This is a genomic window from Amphiplicatus metriothermophilus (assembly GCF_900199215.1).
GTDB lineage: Bacteria > Pseudomonadota > Alphaproteobacteria > Caulobacterales > Parvularculaceae > Amphiplicatus > Amphiplicatus metriothermophilus.
This window is the reverse complement of the sequence record NZ_FZQA01000002.1, coordinates 583,774-608,638: the sequence shown is the minus strand read 5'-3', so window position 1 is coordinate 608,638 and position 24,865 is coordinate 583,774. Positions and strand designations below refer to the sequence as shown.

24 protein-coding genes are annotated in these 24,865 nt (G+C 63.1%); 16 read left to right on the top strand and 8 right to left on the bottom strand.

The window, feature by feature from the left end:
- Positions 1-108 precede the first annotated feature (108 nt).
- Positions 109-1,377 (top strand): DUF4440 domain-containing protein, encoded by a 1,269-nt coding sequence (locus CHB64_RS07510; protein ID WP_089411956.1) that lies wholly within the window; start codon positions 109-111, stop codon positions 1,375-1,377.
- Here the strand turns inward: CHB64_RS07510 and CHB64_RS07505 are convergent.
- A complete protein-coding gene (locus tag CHB64_RS07505; RefSeq protein ID WP_089411955.1) occupies positions 1,367-2,458 on the bottom strand; it encodes an Mrp/NBP35 family ATP-binding protein in 1,092 nt (363 codons plus the stop codon). The two genes, CHB64_RS07510 and CHB64_RS07505, sit on opposite strands and share 11 nt — an antisense overlap.
- Positions 2,459-2,620: 162 nt before the next feature.
- On the opposite strand from CHB64_RS07505, the gene hflK reads away from it, so the two are divergent.
- From hflK to CHB64_RS07490, 3 genes are all read left to right on the top strand, one after another.
- Positions 2,621-3,814 carry an FtsH protease activity modulator HflK gene (gene hflK, locus CHB64_RS07500; protein ID WP_089411954.1) on the top strand — a complete coding sequence of 398 codons (1,194 nt, stop codon included), beginning with the start codon at positions 2,621-2,623 and terminating at the stop codon, positions 3,812-3,814.
- The gene (gene hflC / locus CHB64_RS07495) at positions 3,811-4,689 is read left to right on the top strand and encodes a protease modulator HflC (protein ID WP_200815273.1); all 879 of its coding nucleotides are present in this window, start codon (positions 3,811-3,813) and stop codon (positions 4,687-4,689) included. Before hflK ends, hflC begins: the two co-directional genes overlap by 4 nt.
- A 131-nt stretch (positions 4,690-4,820) precedes the next feature.
- Complete coding sequence (locus CHB64_RS07490; protein WP_089411953.1) at positions 4,821-6,200, top strand: Do family serine endopeptidase; 1,380 nt, start codon at positions 4,821-4,823, stop codon at positions 6,198-6,200.
- Between the two features lie 86 nt (positions 6,201-6,286).
- Here CHB64_RS07490 and merA read toward each other — a convergent pair whose 3' ends face one another.
- The 3 genes from merA to CHB64_RS07475 form a co-directional block, all read right to left on the bottom strand.
- Entirely contained in the window at positions 6,287-7,711 is a 1,425-nt protein-coding gene (merA, locus tag CHB64_RS07485) for a mercury(II) reductase (RefSeq protein WP_089411952.1), read from the bottom strand.
- 83 nt (positions 7,712-7,794) lie between these two features.
- Entirely contained in the window at positions 7,795-8,127 is a 333-nt protein-coding gene (locus tag CHB64_RS07480) for a heavy-metal-associated domain-containing protein (protein ID WP_089411951.1), read from the bottom strand.
- Positions 8,128-8,139: 12 nt separating this feature from the next.
- Complete coding sequence (locus CHB64_RS07475; RefSeq protein WP_089411950.1) at positions 8,140-8,529, bottom strand: mercuric transporter MerT family protein; 390 nt, start codon at positions 8,527-8,529, stop codon at positions 8,140-8,142.
- Here CHB64_RS07475 and CHB64_RS07470 point away from each other — a divergent pair.
- Entirely contained in the window at positions 8,528-9,034 is a 507-nt protein-coding gene (locus CHB64_RS07470) for a MerR family transcriptional regulator (RefSeq protein ID WP_327078521.1), read from the top strand. The two genes, CHB64_RS07475 and CHB64_RS07470, sit on opposite strands and share 2 nt — an antisense overlap.
- A gap of 167 nt (positions 9,035-9,201) precedes the next feature.
- Here the strand turns inward: CHB64_RS07470 and serB are convergent, their stop codons facing one another.
- Positions 9,202-10,104 carry a phosphoserine phosphatase SerB gene (gene serB / locus CHB64_RS07465; protein ID WP_089411948.1) on the bottom strand — a complete coding sequence of 301 codons (903 nt, stop codon included), beginning with the start codon at positions 10,102-10,104 and terminating at the stop codon, positions 9,202-9,204.
- 26 nt (positions 10,105-10,130) lie between these two features.
- On the opposite strand from serB, the gene miaA reads away from it, so the two are divergent.
- The 7 genes from miaA (at position 10,131) to rodA (ending at position 17,740) form a co-directional block, all read left to right on the top strand.
- The gene (gene miaA, locus CHB64_RS07460; protein ID WP_200815272.1) at positions 10,131-11,036 is read left to right on the top strand and encodes a tRNA (adenosine(37)-N6)-dimethylallyltransferase MiaA; all 906 of its coding nucleotides are present in this window, start codon (positions 10,131-10,133) and stop codon (positions 11,034-11,036) included.
- Between the two features lie 173 nt (positions 11,037-11,209).
- Positions 11,210-11,974: a TVP38/TMEM64 family protein gene (locus CHB64_RS07455; RefSeq protein ID WP_089411946.1), complete on the top strand. Its 765-nt coding sequence runs from the start codon at positions 11,210-11,212 to the stop codon at positions 11,972-11,974.
- Positions 11,975-12,128: 154 nt separating this feature from the next.
- Positions 12,129-13,169, top strand: a complete 1,041-nt coding sequence (locus tag CHB64_RS07450) for a rod shape-determining protein (RefSeq protein WP_089411945.1) — start codon at positions 12,129-12,131, stop codon at positions 13,167-13,169.
- Positions 13,170-13,211: 42 nt separating this feature from the next.
- Positions 13,212-14,150: a rod shape-determining protein MreC gene (mreC, locus tag CHB64_RS07445; protein ID WP_089411944.1), complete on the top strand. Its 939-nt coding sequence runs from the start codon at positions 13,212-13,214 to the stop codon at positions 14,148-14,150.
- 1 nt (position 14,151) lies between these two features.
- Positions 14,152-14,664 carry a hypothetical protein gene (locus tag CHB64_RS07440; RefSeq protein WP_089411943.1) on the top strand — a complete coding sequence of 171 codons (513 nt, stop codon included), beginning with the start codon at positions 14,152-14,154 and terminating at the stop codon, positions 14,662-14,664.
- 4 nt (positions 14,665-14,668) lie between these two features.
- Positions 14,669-16,588: a penicillin-binding protein 2 gene (gene mrdA, locus CHB64_RS07435; protein WP_159462439.1), complete on the top strand. Its 1,920-nt coding sequence runs from the start codon at positions 14,669-14,671 to the stop codon at positions 16,586-16,588.
- A gap of 3 nt (positions 16,589-16,591) precedes the next feature.
- Positions 16,592-17,740: a rod shape-determining protein RodA gene (gene rodA / locus CHB64_RS07430; RefSeq protein WP_183234014.1), complete on the top strand. Its 1,149-nt coding sequence runs from the start codon at positions 16,592-16,594 to the stop codon at positions 17,738-17,740.
- Between the two features lie 24 nt (positions 17,741-17,764).
- Here the strand turns inward: rodA and CHB64_RS07425 are convergent, their stop codons facing one another.
- The gene (locus tag CHB64_RS07425; RefSeq protein ID WP_089411941.1) at positions 17,765-18,151 is read right to left on the bottom strand and encodes an Hpt domain-containing protein; all 387 of its coding nucleotides are present in this window, start codon (positions 18,149-18,151) and stop codon (positions 17,765-17,767) included.
- Positions 18,152-18,297: 146 nt separating this feature from the next.
- On the opposite strand from CHB64_RS07425, the gene CHB64_RS07420 reads away from it, so the two are divergent.
- Complete coding sequence (locus tag CHB64_RS07420) at positions 18,298-19,803, top strand: sodium-dependent transporter (protein ID WP_089411940.1); 1,506 nt, start codon at positions 18,298-18,300, stop codon at positions 19,801-19,803.
- Positions 19,804-19,881: 78 nt separating this feature from the next.
- Here the strand turns inward: CHB64_RS07420 and pip are convergent, their stop codons facing one another.
- Entirely contained in the window at positions 19,882-20,838 is a 957-nt protein-coding gene (gene pip, locus CHB64_RS07415; RefSeq protein WP_089411939.1) for a prolyl aminopeptidase, read from the bottom strand.
- Between the two features lie 257 nt (positions 20,839-21,095).
- On the opposite strand from pip, the gene CHB64_RS07410 reads away from it, so the two are divergent.
- From CHB64_RS07410 to CHB64_RS07400, 3 genes are all read left to right on the top strand, one after another.
- Positions 21,096-21,617 carry a hypothetical protein gene (locus tag CHB64_RS07410; protein WP_089411938.1) on the top strand — a complete coding sequence of 174 codons (522 nt, stop codon included), beginning with the start codon at positions 21,096-21,098 and terminating at the stop codon, positions 21,615-21,617.
- Positions 21,618-21,785: 168 nt separating this feature from the next.
- On the top strand, positions 21,786-22,136 hold the full coding sequence (locus CHB64_RS07405) for an MFS transporter (protein WP_089411937.1): 351 nt from the start codon (positions 21,786-21,788) through the stop codon (positions 22,134-22,136).
- A complete protein-coding gene (locus tag CHB64_RS07400) occupies positions 22,058-22,453 on the top strand; it encodes an MFS transporter (RefSeq protein ID WP_143265960.1) in 396 nt (131 codons plus the stop codon). The genes CHB64_RS07405 and CHB64_RS07400 overlap by 79 nt, the downstream gene beginning before the upstream one ends.
- Positions 22,454-22,456: 3 nt before the next feature.
- Here the strand turns inward: CHB64_RS07400 and CHB64_RS07395 are convergent, their stop codons facing one another.
- Positions 22,457-24,700 carry a CHASE2 domain-containing protein gene (locus CHB64_RS07395; protein ID WP_143265959.1) on the bottom strand — a complete coding sequence of 748 codons (2,244 nt, stop codon included), beginning with the start codon at positions 24,698-24,700 and terminating at the stop codon, positions 22,457-22,459.
- Between the last annotated feature and the right edge of the window lie 165 nt (positions 24,701-24,865).

Sequence of the window (24,865 nt, the reverse complement as noted above, 5' to 3'; positions counted from 1 at the left end):
AATTCGCCGACCGACGCGAGTCTGGAGGTCGCGCCGGACCGCGACACCCCTTATTCTTCCTTACGGAGGGCGGCCGGAGCGTCGCAGGCGACGATTAGGAGGGGAGCAATGCGTCGGATCATGCTTTGCGCAGGCCTTGGCGTTGCGGCGGCGGGCGCGGCGCAGGCCGAGACGGCCACGCAGAAATGCGTGCGCGGTGAAGATGAACGTACGATTTCCGTGCTCGTGCCGGGGGAGGTCGGCGCGGCCTGCGACGTGCGCTATGTGCGCGACGCCGGAACGAATGTTTCAGTGCCTTACCACGCTGACAACGACGCCGGTTTCTGCGGCGAACGCGCGCGCGCGCTTGCGGCGTCGCTTGTCGCGGCGGGTTTCACATGCGGAAAGGCGACGCCGGCGGATTTGCCCGCCGAAGCCGGGGTTAGGGAAGAGGCGGCGTTCGCAGAAGGCCTCCCGGCGGGGGAGCCGCCAGCGAATGCGACGTCTTCCGAGCCCTCTTCGGAGCCGTCGGAAGATGAGCCGCCAATTCTCGACTCATTCGGCTCCGAAGCGCTTGCTCCGCCGCCTTCGTTGGACTCCCCTCGCGGCGACGGGCCGGGCGCCGATGCGGTTCCAGCCGACGCAACGCTTCCCGACGAATTGGCGGACGGCGCGCGGATCAGCGGGGAGCCTTCCGACCCCGCGCGCGGAGACGCCATGCGCGGGCCCACCCCTCTGACGCCGACGCCAGCGGCGGCGGCTGAAGGACAGGTTCGGACCGCGCCGCGCGAGGTTTCGGCCGGCAAGCTTGTCGGCGCAAGCCCGGAAGAGCCGCCCATTACGCCCGGCCGCGCGCCCGATACGATTGAGCCGCGGTTTGCCGAGGACGAGCCTGTCATCCCGGAAACGACCGGGGGCGAAGACCAATCGCCTGAGACGATAATTTCGCCGGCCGCGCCTCCTGTCGCGGATAAACCGGCTCGGCCGGCGCGCCTTCGTTCTGCGCCTGAGGTCATCCGGGCCACGCTGGAAGCCCAGGCGGCGGCATGGAATGACGGCGATCTGGAGGCCTTTATGAAGGTCTACTGGAACAGCCCGGATATGCGTTTCGTGTCGGGATCGAGCGTATCCAGGGGATGGGCAGCCGCCCTGAAACGCTATCGCGAGCGTTACGGACAGGGCGATTCTCTCGGCTATCTGAGCTTCGAAAATCTCGACGTGCAGATGATCGAGGACGATGTGGCGATCGTGGTCGGCCGCTTTCTGCTCGAACGCGCTGAAGGGAACGGCGCCGGCGCCTTCACGCTGGTGATGCGTCGGATCGACGGCGCTTGGCGCATCGTGCACGATCACACGGTCGCCGACGCGCCTCCCGCCGCTGTCGCGATCAAGGATTGAGCGTTGTCGCCAGCTTGTCCGCGAGATCGCGGATCGCGGCTGCCGCGGGCGAGTCCGGGGCGTGCGCGATAAGCGGCGCGCCTGTGTCGCTGGCCTCGCGCAGTTCCGGAAAAATCGGCACGAAGCCGAGAAAAGGCGCATCGAGCTCGCGCGCTGAACGCTCGGCGCCGCCGCGGCCGAAAAGATAGCTGCGCGTCCCGTCCGGGCCTTCAAGCCAGGCCATGTTCTCGATGACGCCCAGAATCGGCACATTGACGGTGCGGAACAGCGCGACCCCGCGGCGCACATCCGCCAACGCCAGCTCCTGGGGCGTCGAGACGATCACGGCGCCCGTTAGTTTTTTCGATTGCGCAAGCGTCAGATGCGCGTCGCCGGTGCCCGGCGGCGTGTCGATAACGAGCACGTCGAGCGCGCCCCAGTCCACATCGCCCATAAGCTGACGCACCGCGCCCATCACCATCGGTCCGCGCCAGGCGAGCGCCTTATCCGGATCGACGAGCAGGCCGATTGACATGGCTTTCACGCCGAAGGCTTCGAGCGGAACGATCTTGCCGTCGCGCAGGGCGGGCCTCGCTTTGAGACCGAACAAGGTCGGCAGAGACGGACCGTAGATGTCCGCATCCAGAAGGCCGGTCGCAAGCCCCCGTTCGGCGAAAGCGACGGCGAGATTGGCGGCGATCGTGGATTTGCCGACGCCGCCCTTGCCGGAGGCGACGGCGATGACATTACGTACGCCCGGCAGGGAATCGCTTGCCTTGTCGATCCGCGCGCGCTTGCGCACGCTGAGCGGATCATCATGTCCGCCGCTTGATGGAGAGGATTGCGCTGCGGCTCGATGGGCGGTGGCGACAGCCGAAACGCGCGTGACGCCCTCGACCGCTGCGACGGCCCGTTTGGCCTCTTCGAGAAGCGATTCGGCCGCTGCCGAGTCGGGCGCTTCTATGGCGAATCGAACGGCGCCGTCAGCGCCGACCGTAAGTCCCTGCGTCAGACCGTCCGCAACGATGCTGCGCCCTGTCCGCGGATTGGCGACAGCGCTTAGGGCGGCCCGGACGCGCATCGTGAGGGAGTCGTTAGCCATTTGAACCTGCGGCGAAAAACTTGGAGCGTGCGTTGCGCCTGCCCAAATCATTGACATATATACGACGCAACCGGCCGGCGACCCTTTAAAAGGATTTCCCGGCGCCGCACATCGCCGCTCCCGCCTCAATTTGGGCCGGGTGCGGCGATTGGGAGGAAGCGCATGCCTTGGTCAGACAATTCCGGCAACCGCGGCTCAGGCGATCGCGGGCCAGCCCGCGGACCGTGGGGGCAGCCCCCGCGCAATCAGGGAAGCGGCGGCGGCGGCGGCGGGCGCGGCCGCGGCGAGCCGCCCGATCTGGAAGAGCTGCTTCAGGCCTCGCGCCAGCGGCTGAAACGCGCCTTTCCTCGCGGCGGCAAGGGCGGCGGAGGCGGGCCGGTCCTTTCGCGTAGCGCGCTTCTGTATGCGGGAGGGGCAATTCTGGCGCTGTGGCTGGTCAGCGGCTTTTATCAGGTCGACACCGACGAGCTCGCCGTCGTCACGACTTTCGGCAAATATGATTCCGTCAAGCGGCCCGGCCTGCACTGGCACGTTCCCTTTCCTGTGCAGAATGCGCGCCTCGAAAAAGTGACGACGGTGCGCCCGACGATCATTCCTGATGAAGCGACAGCTCGGCGGGCGGGTTCGCTCGAAGGGTTGATGCTCACCGGCGATAAAAACATCGTCGATGTGGACATCCAGGTTCAATGGAAAATCAAGGAAGATCTGCAGTCCACCGATGACGGCGTTCTGCCGCCCGTAGCGCAGTTCATCTTCAACATCGACGATCCCGAGAAAGTTGTCAGAACCGTTGGCGAGGCGGCGATTCGAGAAGTCGTCGGCCGTCATCCGCTTGAGTTCATCCAGACGGCGGGCCGCGATGAAATCCAGGCGCAAACCCGTACGCTGATGCAGGAAGCTTTTGACCTATACCGCTCCGGCATCGAAGTAAGGAGCGTCAACATCCTCAACACCGATCCGCCAACGGAAGAAGTGAACGCCGCCTTCCTCGACGTTGAGGCGGCCAAGCAGAACCGTGAGAACTCCATCAACGAGGCGCGCGCCTACGCGAATAGGGTGATTCCAGAAGCGCGCGGCGAGGCGCAGCGGATTCTTGAAGGCTCCCGTGGTTATGCGGCCCGGGTCACGGCGGAGGCGCGCGGACAGTCGGCGCGGTTCGAAGCCATACTTGCGGAATATCAAAGCGCGCCGGATGTAACCCGCCGGCGCATGTATCTTGAGACTGTGGAGAAAATTCTGCGCGGCAAGACCAAAGTCATCATCGATGAAGAAGCGGCGGGCGGGGTCGTGCCCTATCTTCCGCTGAATGAGCTTCAGCGCGGTCAGACCCAACGCAATCAGGGAGGCGGACAATGATGCGGCAGGCTTCCATCGTCGTCGTTGGCGTCATCGCCGCCATCGTTGTGTTCCTGATCTTGAATGCGGCGTTCATCGTGCCGGAAACGCGCTCGGCGATCGTGCTGAGGTTCGGCGAGCCGACGAACGTCTACACCATGGCGGGGCTCAAGTTCAAAGCGCCTGTTATCGAGAACGTGCAATTCATCGATAAACGCAATCGCGAACTCGATCATGCTGAGATCGAGATTATCGCGAGCAATCAAGAACGATTGCGGGTCGACGCCTTCGCGCGCTATCGCGTCGTCGACGCCTTGCAATTCTACCAGGCCGTGCGCACGATCTCCGACGGCGAGCGCCGTCTGCTGTCGCTGATGGAGGACAGCTTGCGCCGCGTGCTGGCTGAAGTCAGCGTCGATGAGATCGTGACCACGCAGCGTCCGGTGCTGATGCGACGGATCCGAGATCTGTTCGGCGAAAGCGCGCGCGGGCTCGGGGTCGAAATCATTGACGTGAAGATTCGCCGCGCCGATCTGCCGCCGCAGAACAGTCAGGCGGTGTTCCAGCGGATGATCACCGAGCGCCAACAACTCGCACAGCAGATCCGCTCCGAAGGCGCTGAAGCCGCGAAGCAGATCCGCGCCCAAGCCGACAGACAGGCGACGGAGGTTCTGTCCCAAGCTGAAGAAGAGGCTGAGCGTATCCGCGGCGCCGCCGACGCCGAGCGTAACGCAGTCTACGCCGCCGCCTATGGCAAGGATCCGGAATTCTTCGACTTCTATAGGTCGCTCGTCGCCTATGAAGCCGCTCTTGCGGATGGCGAGACGACGCTAGTGTTGTCGCCGGACAGTGAATTCTTCCGTTATTTCAATGACTTACGTGGGAATCGCCGATAGGTTCCGGATCCTGGCCGACCGCGACTGACGCGTCGCGCGCGCAGGTTATCGAAGGGACCCTTGTCGTGGCGTCGTGTTAGGTTAACCTGAAGCGCCTGTAAGGAAGTCCGCGGCGCTGATCGAGGCTGAAAATGATGTTCGGCGGCAGGGTGGCGATTATTCTCATCGCGGTTGGGGCGGCGATGTTTTTCAGCGAAGCGCCGGCGGCGCCGCGCAGCGCGCCGGAGAGTTTCGCTGATCTCGCAGAAGCGTTGACGCCTTCAGTGGTGAACATCTCTACGGCGCAGCGCGTGCAAGGGGCGGTTGCAACGGGCGAGCTTGAGCCGCTCGCGCGCAAGTTCGGCGGGCGAGCGGTGTCGTTGGGGTCGGGCTTCATCATCGATCCGGTCGGCATCGTCGTGACCAACAATCATGTTATTGAAAATGCCGATGAGATTACAGTCACGCTCAACGATGGACGCGAGTTCAAGGCCGCCATAAGAGGCGTGGATCGCGAGACCGACCTTGCGGTTCTGCAGCTCGATGCGCCCGGCCAACGTTTTCCGCATGTGACGTTCGGCGATTCCGACAAGGCGCGCGTCGGCGACTGGGTTCTCGCCATCGGCAATCCCTTCGGGCTCGGCGGGTCTGTGACGGTAGGCATCATTTCCGCGCGCAACCGCGATATCGAGGCTGGCAATTTCGACGACTTCATCCAGACTGATGCGGCGATCAATCGGGGGAATTCGGGCGGTCCGCTCTTTGATCTCGAGGGCAAGGTGATCGGCGTCAACACGGCGATATATTCCCAGACAGGCGGCTCCGTCGGCGTCGGGTTCGCCGTACCGGCGGGTCTGGCTTCGACCGTGGTCGAGCAGCTTCTCGAATATGGCGAAACCCGCCGCGGTTGGCTCGGCGTGACTATCGAAGAAATGACGTCACAGCGCGCCGCCGAGTTAGGCCTCGACAGGCCCCGCGGCGCCGTCGTGACGATCGTCCGTCCGAACAGTCCAGCCGCTGCGGCAGGCATTGCGCCAAACGACGTCATCCTGGAGTTCAACCGCAAGCCGGTGGGCAGCGTCCGGGACCTTACGCGCGCTGTGGCGCAAACCCCGGTCGGCTCAACGGCGCGCGTGACGCTCATGCGCGGCTCCCGTCGGATCATCTTGGACGTGCGGCTCGATCGGCGCGAAAAACGGGTGTTGGCCGCCTCTTCCAGTCTGGATGCCTTGCCGCTTGGCGCGATGAAGAGTTCGGGGCTTACTTTGCAGAAACCTAGCCGCGAGGTCACGGCGGCCTTCGGTCTGCCGCCCGACATCGAAGGCGTCGTCGTGACGGCGGTCGATCCCGATAGTCCCGCGGCGATCGTTCTCCAGCCGGGGGACGTGATCCTCGAAATCGGGTGGGAGCGCATAACCCGGCCTGAAGCCGCGGTGGACAAGCTGGAGAAGCTGCGCAACCTCAATAGCGGCCCTGTGCAGATCTATGTTCAGCGCGGCGATCTGCTGTTCTTCGAATTGCTGCGGCCATAACAGCTATGGTCGGCGACTTTCTGCATTCGATTCCGAATCTCCCTTTTGCATGAGGAGCCGGTTGGTTCATTTGCGATATAGGTCGCTCATCCTGCGCAGCAGGAGAGCTTCGTTATATCCATGCCGAAGCCTTGCGCGGCGAGCTTCAGGCCTTCTACGGTGGTAAGATAGGGGAAGATCGTCTCGCCAAGCTCAGCCGCTGTCATGTTGTACTTAAGGGCGAGCGCGGCGGTCTGGATTGAATCGGCGCCTTCGGGGGCGAGAATCTGCGCGCCCAGCAGGCGATCTGTTTTAGCGTCGGCGACGAGTTTGATCAGCCCGCGCGTATCGCGCGCGGCGAGCGCGCGCGGGACCTGGCCGAGCGGGAGCACGCTGATCTTGACGTCGTGACCTGCAGCTTTCGCTGCGGCCTCGCTGAGCCCGACGCCGGAGACTTGCGGATCGGTGAAAACGACCCACGGCATCGTTCGGTTGTCGTAGGCGAGGCGGTCGCCATTGAGAGCGTTCTTTGCGGCGAGCTTGGCGCCGTACGCCGCCATGTAGACGAACTGATCCTTGTCCGTCACATCGCCGGCGGCGTAGACGCCCTCTTTCGACGTGCGCATATGATCGTTGACGACGATGGCGCCGCGCTTGTCGAGCGTGACGCCGGCCTCTTCAAGGCCGAGCCTCTCCGTGTTCGGCGCGCGCCCCGTCGCAATGAGGAGTTTCTCCGCCTTGAGCTCGACGAGATCGCCGCTCTCCTTCACGCAGACCGTGACGCCCGTATCATCCTTGCGGCAAGCGTCGTAGGCGACGCCGCAAAGGAGCCTCACGCCGTCGGCGCGGAAGACTTCCGCGAGCGCGTCGGAGACTTCCGGTTCTGTCTGCGGCAGGAGTCGCGAGCGGCAGACGAGCGTCACCGCAACGCCCATGCGGGCCATCATCTGGGCGAGTTCGGCGCCGATGAATCCCCCGCCGATCACGATAAGGCTTTTCGGCAAGGTCTCGAGCGCAAGCAGCGTCGTGCTGGTCAAGAAGCGGATGTTTTCGAGACCCGGTATGGGAGGAACTTTGGGTCGCGCGCCTGTCGCCAAGACGATCTTCGGAGCGGCGATCAACGCGTCGTCGATAAAGACGCCGCCGTCGGCGAGCCTCGCTTTCCCTTCGATGTAGGCGATCGCGTCATAGGAGCTCAGAAGATCGACATATTTCTTCTGGCGCAGTTCCCTGACGAGGTCGTCCTTGGCCGCGATGAGACGGCCCCAATCGGCGACGCAGGCCTCGCCCGCAAGACCGTCAAACCGCTTAGCAGCGCGCGCCGTATAGATGGCTTCTGCGGCGCGGATCATCGTTTTCGACGGCACGCAGCCGACATTGACACAGGTTCCACCGATAGTTCCGTGACCGATCAGCGCTGCGCGCGCGCCGTTTTCAGCCGCCGTGATTGCGGCGGAAAATCCCGCCGACCCGGCGCCGACGACAATCAGATCGTAGCGTTTTGCGTCGTTCGGCGAGGTGGAGTCTGACATATCATCTCCTTCAACGCAGGCGGTTTCCCTGCGCCGTATTTCCATCAACGATCGTCCGGCCGGCGGCGTCTTCAGCAGCGTCTTTATGCTTCAATCTGCGTCGCGGGATAGCCGACCTTTGTTGATGCCGCGGCGATCTCGGCGGCGGTCGTCCTGGCTGGATCGTAAACTACCGTCGCGGTCTTAGTGTCGAAATCGACTTCAACGGATTTCACTCCGTCGACGCGGTTCATCGCGGCGCGCACTGAAATCGGGCAGGTCGGGCATGTCATATTCTCAATGGCGAATCGCGCCGTCGCCTCGCGCGCCTCAGTCGCGGCGACGGCTCCGCTGGAAGATAGCGAGACGCGGGCGATTGCGAGGCCGCCAAACGCCGCAGCAGCGAGCGCTGCGCCAACCAAAAGTCCTTTCTTCATGAGCTGCTCCTTTCAGTAAAACAGCGGCGCCCAATAATTGATCGTTAGCGCCAGTAGAACGAGAACGGTTCCGACCCACAGCGCGGCCTTGGTGATCAAGGACGATTGCGGGCGCGCGCAGAGCGTTCCTTCACTGCAAGGTTCGGGCTTGTGGAAATAGACCCGCCAAAAGCCGGCGATGAGAAAGATGACGGCCACGCTGATGAAGATCGGTTTATAGGGTTCGAACGCCGTCAGGCTCCCGATCCATGCGCCGGTGACGCCGAGGCTGATCAGCACCAGCGGAACGACGCAGCAGGCGGAGGCGAGCAGCGCGCCAGCCAAGCCGCATGAGGCAAACCAGCCGCCGCGCTTCGAGTCGCCGGCGCGCGCTTTTGCGATTTCAGTCTCTTTTTCCAGCATGGATTCGGCGTTTCCCGATAGGGCTCGACATCGCTTGGGTCCTTACATAAGGTCTGTGGTTACTACAGGATCAAGCGAGAAGTCCGCTATGACGTTCACAGTGGCGCGAGGCTCTATAAAACGCGGCGAGCTCGCCCGGCGGTCAGGCTGCAATCTCGAAACGATCCGCTATTACGAAGACGTCGGCCTGATGCCGCCGCCGGCTCGGACACAGGCGGGGCACCGCCTTTATAGGGAGGATGACCAGCGCCGATTGCGATTCATCCTGCGGGCCCGCGAGCTTGGCTTTTCCATCGCGGAAATCCGCAGCCTTCTGTCAATAATCGACTCCGCCGAATATACTTGCGGCGAGGTTTATGCGCTGACGCAGGCGCATCTGAGATCGGTGAGTGCGAAAATTGCGGACTTGAAAAAGCTGGAGCAAACGCTGAAAACGATATCGAAGGGCTGTGCGGCCGGTTCAGCACCCGAGTGTCCAATCGTCGACGCGCTGATTGCGGACTAAGAATCGCGCCCCCAATAACAGTTCGCTTCGTCGATTAGGAAAAAGGCACGCTGATGCAGTTGAGCGGAAAATCATTGCATCGGCGACGAGCCGTGATGAGAAAACGGGCATGATCCCCTGGCGGGTTGGGCATGTGAAACGAAGCGCGCGTCGGCGGATGCGGCGCGTCAAACGAAGTCTTTCCATTCATAGCCTTGAATGTACAGAAGCGCCGTGAGGTCGCCATGTTCGATGCGCGCGTCTGCCGCCGACGCTACGGCCGGTTTGGCGCGAAAGGCCACACCAAGGCCGGCTGTTGCGAGCATTGCAAGATCGTTCGCGCCATCGCCGACGGCGAGCGTTTCGGAGAGCGAAAGCCCAAGATTTTCCGCATGACGCATCAGCGCGGCTTTTTTCGCGGCGCCGCCTTGGATTTTGCCGGCCACGCGGCCCGTGAGCCGGCCGTTCTCGATTTCGAGTATATTGGCGTCGTTGAAATCGAATCCCGCCGCTGCTGCGACGCGGCTTGTAAAATAGGTGAAGCCGCCGGACACGAGCGCCGTATGGGCCCCGAATTTCTTCATGGTGCGAACAAGGATTCCGGCGCCGGGCGTCAGGGTGATCCGATCGCTGAAAACCTGCTCAAGCGCCTGTTCGGGAAGGCCCGCAAGCATGGAAAGGCGTTCCGTCAGCGCGCCTTCAAAATCGACCTCGCCGCGCATCGCCCGCTCTGTGATGGCGACGATCTCCGCGCGCTTGCCGGCGACGCCGGCAAGCTCGTCGATGCACTCCTGTTCGATGACGGTGGAATCCATGTCGGCCACGAGAAGCCGCTTGCGGCGGGCTTCGGCCGGCTGCGCAACGACGTCGACAGGCGCGCCGGCGAGGGCGTTGCGCACATCGTCTGCAAGGCTTTTGAAATTTCTGGGGCGCCCCGCGGTCAGCAGGTCGCAGGCGACGCCTTCTGCGAGGCAGCGCTGCGCGATCTCTCCAAAACCGGCGTTGCGCATAGCCTTGCGCGCGCGGTCGACAATCGCCTCATCAAGACGGGGCGCGGCCGGATTGCTAATCAGCGTTACGACAGTATCCATATTTTCCGATGCCGGATGAACTGAACGTGCGGACAGTGTTTATCGCAGGCCCGACAGCCAGCGGCAAGTCGGCTGCGGCGCTAGCGCTCGCCGAAGCGCTGGGCGGCGAGATCGTCAACGCCGACGCCCTGCAGGTCTACGCCGATCTCGACATTCTTTCCGCCAGGCCCGGGCCTGCCGAACGCGCGCGCGCGCCGCACCATCTCTACGGCTTCATCGACGGAGCGGAGCGCTGCTCGGCCGGGCGCTGGGCGCGCCAGGCCGCGCGCGTGATCGCCCAAATTGCAGCGCGAGGCCGCTTCGCCGTCGTAGTTGGCGGCACGGGACTGTATTTCCGGGCGCTCGAGGAGGGGCTTTCGCCGATCCCCGAAGTTCCCGGGGACATTCGCCGCAAGGCGCGCGCGCGGCTGGAAGCGCTGGGATCCGCGGCCTTTCGGGAGGAGGTCGTCGGCCGCGATCCTGACGCCGCGCGCATCGCTCCTGGCGACCGTCAGCGGCTTCTGCGCGCGTGGGAGGTGGTCGAGGCGACCGGCCGGCCGCTCACGGCCTTTCAAGCGGCGCCGCGCGCCCCGCTTATTCCGCCTCCAGCGGCCCGGGTCGTGATCGAGCAGGAGCGCGAGGCCCTCTATGCCGCGTGCGAGAAGCGCTTCGACGAGATGGTGCGCCGCGGGGCGATCGAAGAAGCGCGTCGGCTTCTGGCGCGCGGGCTTGATCCCGAGCTGCCGGTGATGAAAGCGCTCGGCGCGGCCGAGCTGATGGCCCATTGCGCCGGCCGTCTCTCGCTCGACGAAGCGGTCGTGCTCGCCAAACGCAACACGCGCCGCTTCGCCAAGCGACAGCTCACCTGGTTCCGCCATCAGGCGGCCGAATGGCCGCGCGCCAGAGACTGGCGGGAAGCCATCGATCACGTCCGTCAAACCCTCGGCCGCTGAGGCCGGTTGCAGCGGCCTCCATTGCTTTCCCCCGTTCCGCGCGTTAAGCAGACGCGGGGCCGCGGGGGGCGGAAGACACGGCTCAAACTCAGCTTGGCGAGGAGCGGGCGAGTCCGCCGCGCGAGCCGTCGCCTTTGTTGAATTCGGCGCCGCAAGGCGGACAGGGCCGCGGAATGTTCGAGTTTTTGCGCCATCTGGGGCGCTTTCTGAACTCCATGGACGCGCGGGCGATGACCTCGCTCGGCGTTTCCGCGGCGCTCCTTGTCTTCGTCATCCTGATGTTCGCCTATGGCCAGCAATGGCTGCATCTCGACCAGGAAGGGAAACTGACGGGCCTGCTCGCGCGCGCCGCGAATTCGCCTTGGGCGCTGGTCGGGGTCATCTCGGTCTACGTGCTGCTGGCGTTGACAGGTTTTCCTCAGATCCTGCTGTTTACGGCCACCGTACTGACTTTCGGGCCGGCGACGGGCGCGCTTTACGCCTGGATCGCCACTATGGCGAGCGCCACGTTCACCTTTTTTCTCGGCCATATGCTGGGCGGAAGCTGGGCCAGGCGTCTTGGCGGCGAGCGCGCGCAATCGATGATCGATTTTCTGGGCAGGCACGGGATTATGGCGAGCGGGATCATCAGGGTCGTGCCGTCGGCCCCGTTTATCGTCGTCAACGCTGCGGCTGGGGCGGCGCACATCCCCCTCTGGAAGTACTGGGCGGGGACCGGCGTCGGGATCATTCCGAAGATCGCCTTGGTCGCCGCGATCGGGGCGCTGGCGCCCGACCAGTCAATCCTGCGGGAGGGCGTGCATGCGGTGGTGGCCTTCTTTCAGAGCCGCGAGCCGCGCGACCTTGCCCTGATGGCGCTCATTATTCCGGCCTGGCTGGCGTTCTTGCTGCTCATGCGGCGGGCATATATTCGAATGCGCCGAAAGGACGGCGAGTGAAGAGGCTCGCTTTCGCGGCCAGAATCCGTGTAGCGAGGCGGAAAGGGCGCATTTTGCGGAGAACGCGCAAAGGTCACGGCGTTTGTTGACGATTTCGGAACCCATTAAGGTTAAGTGAAACGTCGGGAAAAAACTCCGACGATAGGATTCATCCATGCTCTCCACCCTGTTCGGCATGCTGTCCGCGGACATGGCGATCGACCTCGGCACGGCGAACACCCTCGTCTATGTGAAAGGGCGCGGCATCGTCCTCAACGAGCCGTCGGTCGTCGCCATCGAGACCCGGCAAGGCCGCAAGATCGTGCGCGCGGTCGGCAATGAGGCGAAGGAAATGCTGGGACGCACCCCCGGCGAGATCGAGGCGATCCGGCCCATGCGCGACGGCGTCATCGCCGATTTCGAGGTCGCTGAGGCGATGATCAAGCACTTCATTCGCAAGGTGCATAACCGCCGCTCTTTCGCGAGCCCGCGGATCGTTGTCTGCGTGCCTTCAGGCGCGACAGCGGTGGAGCGTCGCGCCATTCAGGAATCGGCTCTGTCGGCGGGCGCCCGCAAAGTGGAGCTAATCGAAGAGCCGATGGCGGCCGCCATCGGCGCGGGCTTGCCGGTGACCCAGCCGACGGGCTCCATGGTCGTCGATATCGGCGGCGGCACCACCGAGGTCGCTGTGCTCTCGCTGGGCGGCATCGTCTATTCGCGGTCGGTGCGCGTGGGCGGCGATAAAATGGACGAGGCGATCATCGCCTATATCCGGCGCATGTATAATCTCCTGATCGGGGAGGCGTCGGCGGAGCGGATCAAGAAAGAGATCGGATCGGCCATGATTCCCACCGAGGGGTCGGGCGCGACCATCCAGATCAAGGGCCGCGATTTGATGCACGGCGTGCCCAAGGAGGTGCGGATCGGCGAGGCGCAAGTCGCCGAAGCTCTCGCCGAGCCGGTCAGCCAGATTATCGAGGCTGTGAAGGTGGCGCTCGAGGCGACGCCCCCGGAGCTCGCTGCGGACATCGTCGACACCGGCATCATGTTGACAGGGGGCGGGGCGCTGCTCAGAAATCTCGACCAGGTGCTGCGCGACGAGACGGGCCTGCCCGTTTCTGTGGCGGACGATCCCCTGTCCTGCGTCGCGCTCGGCACCGGCGCGGCGCTGGAGAACAGCAAGCTGATGCGCGGCGTCCTTACGTCCGCCATCTAGCGGCCTTGAGCCGCGCTAAGGGCCGAAATTGTCAGGCGGCGCATGGATGTATTGGGCCAGAACAGGCGCGAGGGACTAGGGCGCAAGGCGAACTCCCGCTTCGTTTTGCTGCTGATGATGCTCGTGTCGGCGGTCCTGCTGTTGTCGAGCCTTTATTCGGCCGAGGCGTCTGTCTTTCGCAAGGCGCGCGAAAGCGTGATCGACGCTGCTGCGCCTGTGCTCGAGGTTTTGGCCCGCCCTATCGCATACATTCAGGGGCTCGTCGGCGACGTCCGCGACTATTTCAACGTGCTCGAGCAAAACCAGGCGCTGCGCGAGGAGAACGCCGAGCTGCGTCAGTGGATGAATGAGGCGCTCCATCTGCGCGAGACGATCGCCGTTTACGAACGTCTGCAGACCTATCATGCGCCGCCGGAGGCGACGCCCATAGACGGCTTCGTCATCGGCGAGTCCAACGACGCTTTCGCACGCTCCATGCTGGTCAACGCCGGCGCAGCGGACGGGGTCAGGCGCGGGCAGGCGGTGGTGGACGATATGGGCCTGGTCGGGCGTATCGTCGAAGTCGGCGCGCACGCTTCGCGGCTTCTGTTGTTGACGGATATTCAAAGCCGCGTTCCGGTTTATGTTGAGGAGGCCGGCGTCGAGGGCATTCTCGTTGGACGCACGAAGGCGCGCCCGGCGATCCGGTTCACAGAGAACTCCGATCCGATTCCCTTCACGCCAGGCCAGCGCGTGATGACTTCTGGCTCCGGAGGGACTATGCCGCGCGGTTTAGCGGTAGGCGTGATCGCTGGCGAGCGCGACGGCGAGGCGATCGTTGATCTTTATGCGAATTATGCGCGTACGCGCATGGTGCGTATCCTCGTCTATGAATTCCCTGCTTTCGAGCCGGCATCAGCGCTTGAAACGATGGCGGAAGATGTCGAGGGGGGCGCGGTAGAGTCGGGGGCGATTGTCGTCGGACCGACGGGCGCTGACTGAGATGAACAGACGCGCCGAAGGACTTGCCAGGCTGATGAAGGCGGCGACGCCGACGCTTCTCGGCCTGCTTGGCGTGTTGTTGCTGGCGCTGCCCTTGCGCCTTTTCTACGGGGGCGTGCCGACGCCGATCCTGCCGCTTGTCGTCGTCTTTTTCTGGTCAGTATACGCGCCGGACTTTCTGCCCTCGCCCAGCATATTCGCCATTGGTCTCCTGCAGGACTTTTTGACCGGCGGGCCGCTTGGTCTGTGGCCGGCCGTTTATCTCTTCACGCAGTATATCGTGCTCTCGCAGCGGTCCTATTTTCTTGGTCGCGAGCAGCGTGTAGTCTGGCTAGGGTTCGCGTTCGCCGCGGCGGCCGCTTCGGTCATTTTGTGGCTGGCGATGAGTTTGTTATCAGGCGTATTGCTCCCCATCAGGGGGCTGGCGTTCCAGATGGCGACGACGGCGCTTGTCTATCCGGTTTTCAGCGGCGCCTTTTCGCATCTCCATCGTCGCGTTCTCGTGGAGAGTTGAGGCCGTGCGCATCAACGTCCACGATCCAGAACGACAGGAAATCTTAAATCGGCGCGCCTTCTTGTTCGGCGGCGCAGTCAGCCTCGGGCTCGTCGTCGTGGGAGGGCGGCTATACCAGCTTCAGATTCTCGACCATGATCGTTATGTCGAACTGGCGCAGGACAATCAGTTCAATCGCAGGATAATCACGCCGCTGCGCGGCGAGATCGTCGACCGGTTCGGCAAACCGCTCGCGTCCAATCGGAAGAACTTTCGCGTGCTATTTGTGCCTGAACAGACCCGCGACGTCGAGGGCGCGCTTGACGCCATTTCTGAGATCATCAATATTTCAGAAGAAAAACGCACGCGTATCATGCGGCAGATCCGCCGACGCGCGCCGTTCATCCCAATTGAAATAGAAAACAATCTGAGCTGGGATCAGTTTTCTAAGATCAATTTCCAATTGCCTTATTTGCCGGGCATTCTGCCCGATGTCGGGGAAACTAGGGATTATCCTTACGGCGAAGCCGCAGCGTTCGTAGTCGGATATGTCGGGGCCGTAACCGAAAGCGATCTTTCTCAGGCTAAAAGCGAAGAAGAGCGGATCCTTTTGCGCCAGCCAGGCTTCAAGGTCGGGCGCGAGGGTCTGGAGCGCACTTACGACAAGGAATTGCGCGGCGCTGCGGGCTCAATGAACGTCAAGGTCAACGCCTATGGCCGCGTGATCGAGGAACTGAAAGACCAGGCGATCCCGCCGGTGCAGGGCGAAACGTTGGCGCTGACTATCGACGCCGACCTGCAACTCGCTGCAATGAAAGAGCTTGAGGGGGAAAGCGCTGCCGCCGTGGTGATGGATGTCGTGACTGGCGATATCCTCGTCCTCGCGTCGACGCCGGCTTTCGATCCGAACGCGTTCAACATCGGAATCTCGCCGCAGGAATGGCGCGCGCTTAACGAAAGTCCGTACAAGCCTCTTCTGAACAAGCCTTTGTCAGGCGTCTATCCTCCTGGCTCCACCTTCAAGTTGGTCAGCGCCGTTGCAGCGCAGATCGCCGGCTATAAGCCCGGTTTTCGGGCGCACTGCCCAGGCAGGCTTTGGTACGGCAACCGTTATTTCCATTGCTGGAAGCGGGAAGGCCATGGCTGGGTCGACATGAAAGGATCGATCAAGCATTCCTGCGATGTCTTCTACTATACGATCGCCAAGGATATTGACGTCGACATCATCGCCGATGTCGCGAAGAAACTCGGTTTGGGGCAGACCTTCGAGCTCGGCATTCCCGGCCAGCGCGAGGGCGTGGTGCCGAGCCGCGAGTGGAAGCGCAGATTCTTCGCCGGCCGCCCGGAAAACCAGCCATGGTTCCAGGGAGAGACGCTCTCGGTCATTATCGGACAGGGCTATGTAACCTCCACGCCCTTGCAGCTCGCCGTCATGACGGCGCGCATTGCTACGGGCAGGGAGGTTCGCCCGCGTATCGTCCGGGTGCTCGGCGACATCGCCGCGCCGCCGCAGCCGGCCGCGCCCCTCGGCATAGATCCGGCCTATTTCGACATCGTGCGCGTCGGCATGGACGCAGTGACGAACGAGCCGGGCGGAACGGCGTATCGTTCGCGGCTTGATAATCCCGACTGGCGTCTGGCCGGCAAGACAGGCACGAGTCAGGTTTACCAGATTACGGCGGAGGAGCGCGCGCGCGGCCTCACTGATCCAGAGGACCTGCCGTGGGAGCGGCGAGATCACGCTCTATTCGTCTGTTACGCTCCTTTCGATAATCCTCGTTACGCCTGCGCCGTCGTCGTCGAGCACGGCATCGGCGGGGCGCGCATGGCGGGCCCCAAGGCGCGAGAGATCATGCGTGCGGTCATGACCAAAGACCCGGCCGCGCGGCCGGCTTACGATCCCCGCGTGGTTGCTCAGACGCCTGAACGCTCAAGGGAGGGATAGTCGATGGCGACGATTATTCTTCCTGGCGGGAAGCGGGGCTTGCGCGAGCGTCTGTCGCGAGTGCACTGGCCGCTTATCATTCTGCTGACGATGGTCGCCGGCGCCGGCGTCGTTACGCTTTATTCGGCGGCGGAAGGTTCATGGCAGCCTTGGGCCTTAAAGCATCTGATCCGCTTCGCTGTTTCGCTCTGCCTGCTCCTCGTGATGGCGATGGTCGCCATGCGGCACTGGATGACGCTCGCTTATCCGGTCTATTTCTTCGCGTTGGCGGCGCTGGCGGCCGTGCCTTTCATCGGCGTGGTCAACATGGGCGCGCAACGCTGGATTGAGGTGGGCGGATTCCAGTTTCAGCCTTCCGAGCTGATGAAACTCGCCCTAGTGCTGGGATTGGCCCGTTACTATCACGGATTGCGCGCAGAACAGGTCTCGCAGCCGCTCTATCTGGTTCCGCCCCTTGTGATGATCGGCGCGCCAGTCGCCCTCGTGTTCATGCAGCCGGATCTCGGCACGGCGATTCTCATCGGGGCGACGGGAGCGGCGATCGTGTTCTTAGCAGGCCTCAGCTGGCGCATCGGCATTATCGGCGTCATTGGTGCTTTTGTGGCTGGCGTGGCAGCTTATCGCTTCGGGATTCTCAAGCAATATCAGGTCGAACGTATTTTGACCTTTCTTGATCCGGACCGCGATCCGCTTGGCAAGGGCTATCACCTGCTGCAATCCAAAATCGCGCTCGGTTCAGGCGGTCTCGATGGAAAAGGCTACATGTTGGGCACACAGAGCCAGCTCAAATTTTTGCCGGAGATGCAGACGGACTTCATCTTCACCATCTTCGGAGAGGAATTCGGTTTCGTCGGGGCGATCGGGCTCTTGCTGCTTTATTACGCGGTCATCATGATCGGCATCAACATCGCGCTCGGCGCCAAGACGCATTTCGCGCGTCTTGCATCGCTCGGCGTCATCGTTACTTTCTCGCTGTATGTTCTCATCAATACCGGGATGGTGATGGGGCTCGCGCCGGTCGTCGGCGTGCCGCTGCCCCTCGTTTCTTATGGCGGTACGGTGATGCTCACCATCATGGCGGGCTTCGGTCTGTTGATGAGCGCTTATGTCAGCCGGGAGCAGGACGCTTTCAGCGGAAGGGGGAGCTTATAGCCCTCCGGAATCGGTGCGCTGGATTCATCGGTCGAGTCGGCGCGCAAAAGCGGCTTTCGTTTCGGTGCGCAGCGCATCGGTCTGATCCAGCAGGGCAAGCGCTTTGTCCGGATCGCCGGCGCGACAACCCTCCTCAATGGCCCGAGCGAGATCGGAAAACTTGGCGGCGCCGACGTTCAGCGCCGAGCCCTTTAGCGCATGAGCCGTGCGGGAGGCTTCTTCGACGTCCTGTTCTTTCAGCTGCCGGGCGAGACGCGCCAGAAGCTCGTCGGTCGAGCGCCAGAATGCCGCCAGGATTTCTGCGGCGCCCTCCGGGCCTGCGGCTTCGACCAGACCGTCTATCTGACTTGTATCGATTATGGCTTTGCAACCCGCTCTGCCCGCGGGGGCCGCGACATTTGCAGTGTTCATTGCGCCGTCCCTCTGCACAGGCTAAACATCCGTCCCCACGGATGCCCCCATCCTCCTTCAAGAAGATTTGCTAAGATTCGTAAAGATTTGTCTAAAATCGCGATGAGGGCGAAAACCTAAACCAAGCAACCGTCTAGGAGGGGAATTTGGCGATTCAGAGCGATGCGGGCGACGCGCGTTGGTCGTCGCGGGCGGCCTTTATTCTGGCGGCGATCGGATCCTCGGTCGGACTCGGCAATCTGTGGCGGTTCCCCTATGTCGCAGGGGAGAACGGGGGCGGCGCTTTCGTGATCCTCTACGTGCTGTGCGTCGTACTGATCGGTCTGCCGGTGCTGGCGGCCGAGCTGTTCATCGGCCGCCGGGGTCGGCGCTCGGCGGTGGGCAGCGTCGTCGTTCTAGCCAAGGCGGAGGGGCGATCGTCGTGGTGGGCCTTGCAGTCCTGGTTGGGGATGATCGGCTCGTTCATCATCCTGACCTACTATTCGGTCATCGCCGGCTGGGTGATCGCCTATATCGTCATGATCGGCGGCGATCTGATCCAGACCTTCGCTTCGAAGGGCGCGGTCGGCCTCGCCGCAGGCGCATTCGCCGGCGAAAGCCAGGAGGCCGTGAATTCTAAGCTGATCGACCTGCTTAATGATCCGGGACGAATGATCTTCTATCACGCGGCGTTTATGACGATGACGGTGTTCATCGTCGCCCGCGGCGTGAAAGGCGGCATTGAAAGGGTTACGTCGCTGCTGATGCCGGCATTTTTCGTCATGCTATTGGTGCTGGTCGGCTTCGCGCTGGTGACGGGCGATCGCGGGCGCGGACTCGATTTTCTTCTAGGCGTGCGTCTGGGCGGGGAGCAGGGGCTGCTCCAAGGCCTTGCTGACGGCTCAGTAATCTCGGCCGCGCTGGGACAGGCATTCTTCTCCATCGGTCTCGGCTCAGCGCTGATGATGACTTACGGAGCTTATATGGAGAAGGATCAGGATATTCCGCGCTCGTCGCGATTCATCGGCCTATCGGACACAGGCGTCGGCATCCTGGCCGGGCTGGCGATTTTTCCCATCGTTTTTCAGGTGGGCCTCAATCCTGGGCAGGGGCCGACTTTGATGTTCCAGACCTTGCCCCTTGCCTTCCAGCAGATGCCCGCAGGCGGCCTCTTCGGATTGATTTTCTTCGTGCTCGCGCTGTTTGCGGCCATCACGTCCTCCATCGCCCTGCTTGAGGCGTCGACGCGCTGGTTCGAGGATCAGCAGAAGGGACGTCAGCGTACGATTATCGCTATTCTGCTAGGCCTCGTAGCCTTTGCGGTGGGCGTGGCAAACGCCCTGTCGCAGGTGCCGACGGTCGGCCCAGACGGCGCAGATCAGGCGGGGTTCTTCAATACCTGGCGGCCCCTCGACGGCGTTCCGCAATTCTCCGGCCTCGTGCTTCTGGATTTCCTCAGCAGACTGACTGATTATATTCTGCCGATCGCCGGGTTTATCACGGCCGTTTTCGCCGGCTGGGTCGTGTCAGCCTCCGCCGCGCGGGAAGAACTGGGCTTCAAGTCGGAGCGCTGGTTCCGGCGCTGGCGTTTTCTGATCCGCTACATCTGTCCGATCGGCATCGGCGCCGTGATCATCTACTCGGTCGTCGTGGCGCCCCTGCTTGGCGGTTGACCGCCGCAAAATGCCCGGATCATCAAAAAGGCGGGATTGCGGCCCCGCCTTTTTTGAGCCGCCGACAGCAAGGGCGGTTCAGCGCGCGCCGAACCTGTTCGTGGCGCGCACAAGCGCGTCGATTATGCCAGGCTCGCTGGCGGCGTGGCCGGCGTCCTGCACGAGGACGAATTCCGCCTCCGGCCAGGCCTTGTGGAGTTCCCAGGCAGTTTTCATGGGCGTTACCACGTCGTATCTGCCCTGCACGATGACGGCCGGGGTGTCGCGCACGCTCCCGATATTCGCGATGATCTGGTCATCACGCTCGAAAAAGCCGCCATTGATAAAGTAGTGGCACTCGATCCGCGCGAAGGCGAGGGCGAAGTCGTCGCCGCCGAAGCTGGCGATGCGCTCTGCGGAGGGAAACAGGGATACTGTGCCGCCTTCCCATACGCTCCACGCTTTGGCGGCGGCCAGTCTCGCCGCTTCGTCATCTCCAGTCAGGCGCCGGTAATAGGCGGCGATGAGGTCGCTTCGCTCATCTTCTGGGATCGGCCGCAGAAAGTCTTCCCACGCGTCGGGATAAAGCCAGTTCGCGCCTTCCTGATAGAACCAGCGTAACTCGTCCCGGCGCAGCGTGAAGATCCCGCGCAGCACCAGTTCGGTCACTCTTTCGGGGTGCGTCTGGGCGTAAGACAGCGCCAGGGTCGAGCCCCAGGAGCCGCCGAACACCTGCCAGCGCTGGATCCCCAGGCGCTCGCGCAGTTTCTCCATATCCTCGACCAGATGCCAGGTCGTGTTCTCCCGCAGCTCCGCACGCGGCGTGGAGCGGCCGCAGCCGCGCTGGTCGAAGACCACGATCCTGTAGATCCTCGGGTCGAAATATCGGCGCATCGACGGCGTCGACCCGCCCCCCGGCCCGCCATGGCATACGACCACGGGCTTGCCGTCGGGCGCGCCGGAAACCTCGTAGTAGATCTCATGAAGGTCGGAGACTTTCAGGAAACCCGTCTCGAAAGGTTCAATTGGCGGATACAAATTAAGGCGTTCTATCATTTCCTTACTGACACTGGGCGGCTGAGCGTGCTATCCGTTAAACAGGGGGTTGGTCAGGTAATCAAGGACCTCTGCGCGGATGGGCGCCGCGGAAGGTTCTAGAGAGGAGCGGGGCGCCGATGAGGGGCGTGTGGCGTAACGGCCGCTTGGCGTTGGGGGCGGCGGCCGTGTTGATTTCAGCTTCAGGTTGCGCAACGGTTATCTCCAGCGAAAGCGCGGTCGCGCGACGTGAAGCCGCCGTCGAACGAACTGCGCTTGTGGAGGCCGCCGCCGCGGTCGGGCGCGTCAAATGGCCCAAACCCGAGCGAGCGTCTTTGGTCGAGATTCTGAGCGTCGGGGTGGTCAGCAGCGATCGCATGACGCAAAGCCAAGCGGTCGAAATTTATCTTTCCAGTTTGGCTAACAATACGGACGCGCGATTGGCCCAGGTCATCTCTGACGCGCAGGCGCACCTCGAAGCGGCGCGCGGATTGGCTTTCGCGGCGGCGGCGGCGGCGGACTCCATCCGCCCTACAGTTTCTGACGTTTCTGTCGTCGAGGCGGCGATCGGCGAGCTGCGCGAGGCTCGCGACATATATGTCGCCGCTCTCAAAATGCTGTCGAGCGAAAACGACGCGGTGGATGCGGAAACCGTTCATACGGTGAAAGGCGCCTTCAACGCGGCGATCGCGGAGGTTGGAGTCGCAGCTGATAGGCTGGCCGAAGCTGTCGCCCAAGATCGCACATCGACCTATGCAGGACACGATCTGCGTCCTGACGGATTCGGCGGCTCATTCTAAGGTGTTATCCGCCGTAACACTCCTCTAACGCTCCTCCTACGCAGTTGAATGGCGGGACCGCGCCGCCAGATCAGGCGCGCCGGCCGGTGGGGGCGCTCTGTTTTCTTTAGTTATGATTTCTGCATAGACGCAGAGCGTCGGCCCCATATCAGCTTTGATCGGCGAGGCATGCGCAGCCGGACGCAAATCTCCTACGCGGCGTTTTATAGCGGCAAGTTCATCCTGTTGGGCGTGCAGCTGCCCTTTCTGTCAGGATGGCTGGTCTTGCGCGGCTTCTCTCCGCAGGAAATCGGCCTTGTTACGGGAGCGGCGCTGGCGTTGAGGCTCGCTCTCCGACCGCCGGTCGCTTTCTGGGCGGATGGGCAGGCCGATGAACGACGCGTCTTGCGGCTCATCGCCTTTCTGTTTGCGTCGGGGGCTGCTCTTCTGGCGGTCTCCACATTCAAGCCTGCGATCGTGGCCGGCGTCACCATCTTATCGCGTTCGGCGTCGGCGGCGCGGTCTTCCGCTGGCTTCTGACGGCTGCAGAGCCGGCTCTGCCGCTGCTTTTCTGCGTGCAGTCCCTGCACGCGCTGACCTTCGGCGCGACCTATGTAGGAACGATAGAGTTTGTCGACCGGGCGATACCGAGACGCCTCGTAAACACGGCGATGACGCTTCATTCGACGACAGGGGTGGGCGCGTTGACCGGCTTGGCGACGGTAATCGCGGGCTATATCTTCGCCGGCTACGGCGCGTCCGCCGCTTATGTCGCGATGGCGGGAATCGCGGGCGCAGGGCTGTCGCTTGCGTTGCTGTTGTCGCGTATGTGGCGCGGCGAAAAGCTGTTCGACTGAGTTTCAGACATGCGCCCGGTGCGCGCCGTCCCAGTCGGCTGGCGCGCCTTCCTCGGCCATCTTTCGGATGCGTTCTTCGTAAATGTCAAACAGAGCGATGTTCGAGCCTGGAGATTCCTTGACTTTTGCGTGCATGGCGCGCGCTGTCGCCCAGTCGCCCGCGCGATAGGCGGCGAGCAGCTTGCGATGGTTTTCCTCGAGCGTGCGGTAGCTCTTGCTCGACTTGATGAACGGATTGCCGACGAGCGCATAGACGCTCATGGGCTTCTCCCAGAAATTCGTTTTCAGACGATCGAGTTCCAGAAACGCGAAATGATGGTGCGACTTGCGGTAGACTGTCTCGTCGCAGATGATGGCTGGGCCATAGACCTCGGCTTGGCTGCGCAAAAACGCGGCGGAATTGACTGCAGGCCCGATCGCCGAATAACGGTTGCGTCGACCGTGTCCCATCGGGCCGACAAAGCAATTGCCTGAGGCGATGCCGATAGCTAAGTGCACCTGCACGTCCCGGCTGCGCGATGACGCTTCGAGCTCTGCGTTGACCTTGTCCATGCTTTCGATGAGGCGCAACGCGCTGGCGCAGGCCGCTTCAATATGGTCGGCGTTCTGCAGCGGGGCGTTGAAATAGGCGAACAGTTTCCCGCCCTGAGCTTGTTCGACCGCGCCGCCCGTCTCGATGATGGTCTTGCGCAGATCCTCGCAGGCCGCGGCGATGAGTTTGGTGGCGTCGTCTGGCGTCGCCGCGAGCTTGGCCATATCGTCATCCGCCAGTTTCAGTTCGCAGGCGAGCACGGTTATCGGGCGATGGTCTCCGTCGAGGATTTCCGCAGCGCCTTCCTCCCGCAGCCTCTTCATGGTCGGTTCGGGCAAGGAGTCGTGAAACGATCCGCGTACGGTGTCGTCGCGCAAGACGACGCCAAGGGAGCGACCTCCCGCCACAGAGAATGCGCCGAGGAACAGGGCGAGCGCGGGCGGTAGCGGATTGAGCAGCATGTCGGCGAAAACGAACGCCGCGACCGAGGCGGCGAGGAGAACTAGCGAGCACAAGGCGGCCACGCCTACGGCCTTCCAGAAGTCGAAGCGCTGCGACCACATGATCGCCGCCGCCCCGAGAAGCATCACGGCGACCGCTTCGACATATCCCGCCCAACGGGGTCGTGTGAGGCCCTTGCCGCTGACGATCTGACGCGCGATCATCGCGTGCGCCTGGGCACGCGACAGCGTTCCGCGCGGGGTTTTGACGGCTGCGCCCTGCGCGACGTCCAGGCCGATGAGCACCACCGCGCCACGAAGCTGCGCGTTGGAAGCGGCGGGTTCGAGCAGGCGCCAGGCCGGCGTTTCGGGCGCGTGCGTCTGACGCGAAGGATAAAGGCGCAGCGCGGCGTCCGGTCCTAGAGGAAGCGTGCGGCCGGAAATCTCCAACATGCGCGGGAGTCTCCCCGTCAGGGCCACGGCGGAAGGATCGGCTATTACCGTCGCCGTATCCGCGTCGCTGGCGATCAGGGCGGCTTGGAGAGCCAGCGACGGCGCAGGGCGTCCGGCGCGCGACCAGAGAAGCGTGACGCGCCGGAGCACGCCGTCGCCGTCAGGCTCCAGCGCAGCAATTGCAAGGCGAGTCGATCTTGCAAGAACGTCGTTGATCTCAAAACGCGGGCGCGCGCCGGGGAGGGCGAGATAATCGCCGTCCCCTCCTTTCAGCCTGAGCCATTCGACCCCCCGCATATCGGCGCGCTGCGCGCCCAACGCCTCGGCGCTAGCGCTCTCAGCGATCGCCGCCGCCCCGCGGGTTCGCGTCAAGGCTGCGGCCAGCGCAGCATCCGTGCTCGGCAGCAATGCGAGCTGGCGGGCGAGTTCCTCGTCGCGGGTACCGCCGAGCCAGAAATCGCCAATGGTCTCCGGCGAAAGCGGATCCGGCGCGTCGACCGGCTCGACCAGAAGAACGCCGCGCGCGCCGGCGGCGCTGGCTTTATCGACAAGATCGGCGAGGATGGTTCTCGGCCAGGGCCAGGGACCGATCCGATCTAGGCTCTCCCGGTCTATCGTTATAATGTGAAAAGGCTGTGGCGTACTTGAAGAAGATGGGATAACCCTCTGATAAAAATCAAATAATTTCTCTCGTGTAGCGGCCTTCGGAGAATGCGCGCCGGACAAAGTCCCTACGGCGATCACGGCGAGCGCGAGAATCACGAACAAAAGCGGCAGGGCCGTGAGCCAGCGAAACCGCGCCGCAAACATATTTATCGCCACGTCGTCCCGCTCCCTCGGCCCCAACGCCGGCCGCCTCGGCGAACCTATACCCGAGTCGTCGCAGCGCGTTCGGCGCAACGCGCCTTCAGGATGATTTTAGTATCCTAGGTTAAGGCTTACCAATGCAATCCGGGCGCCGCCGTCGCGACGCCTGCTAGGGAGGGC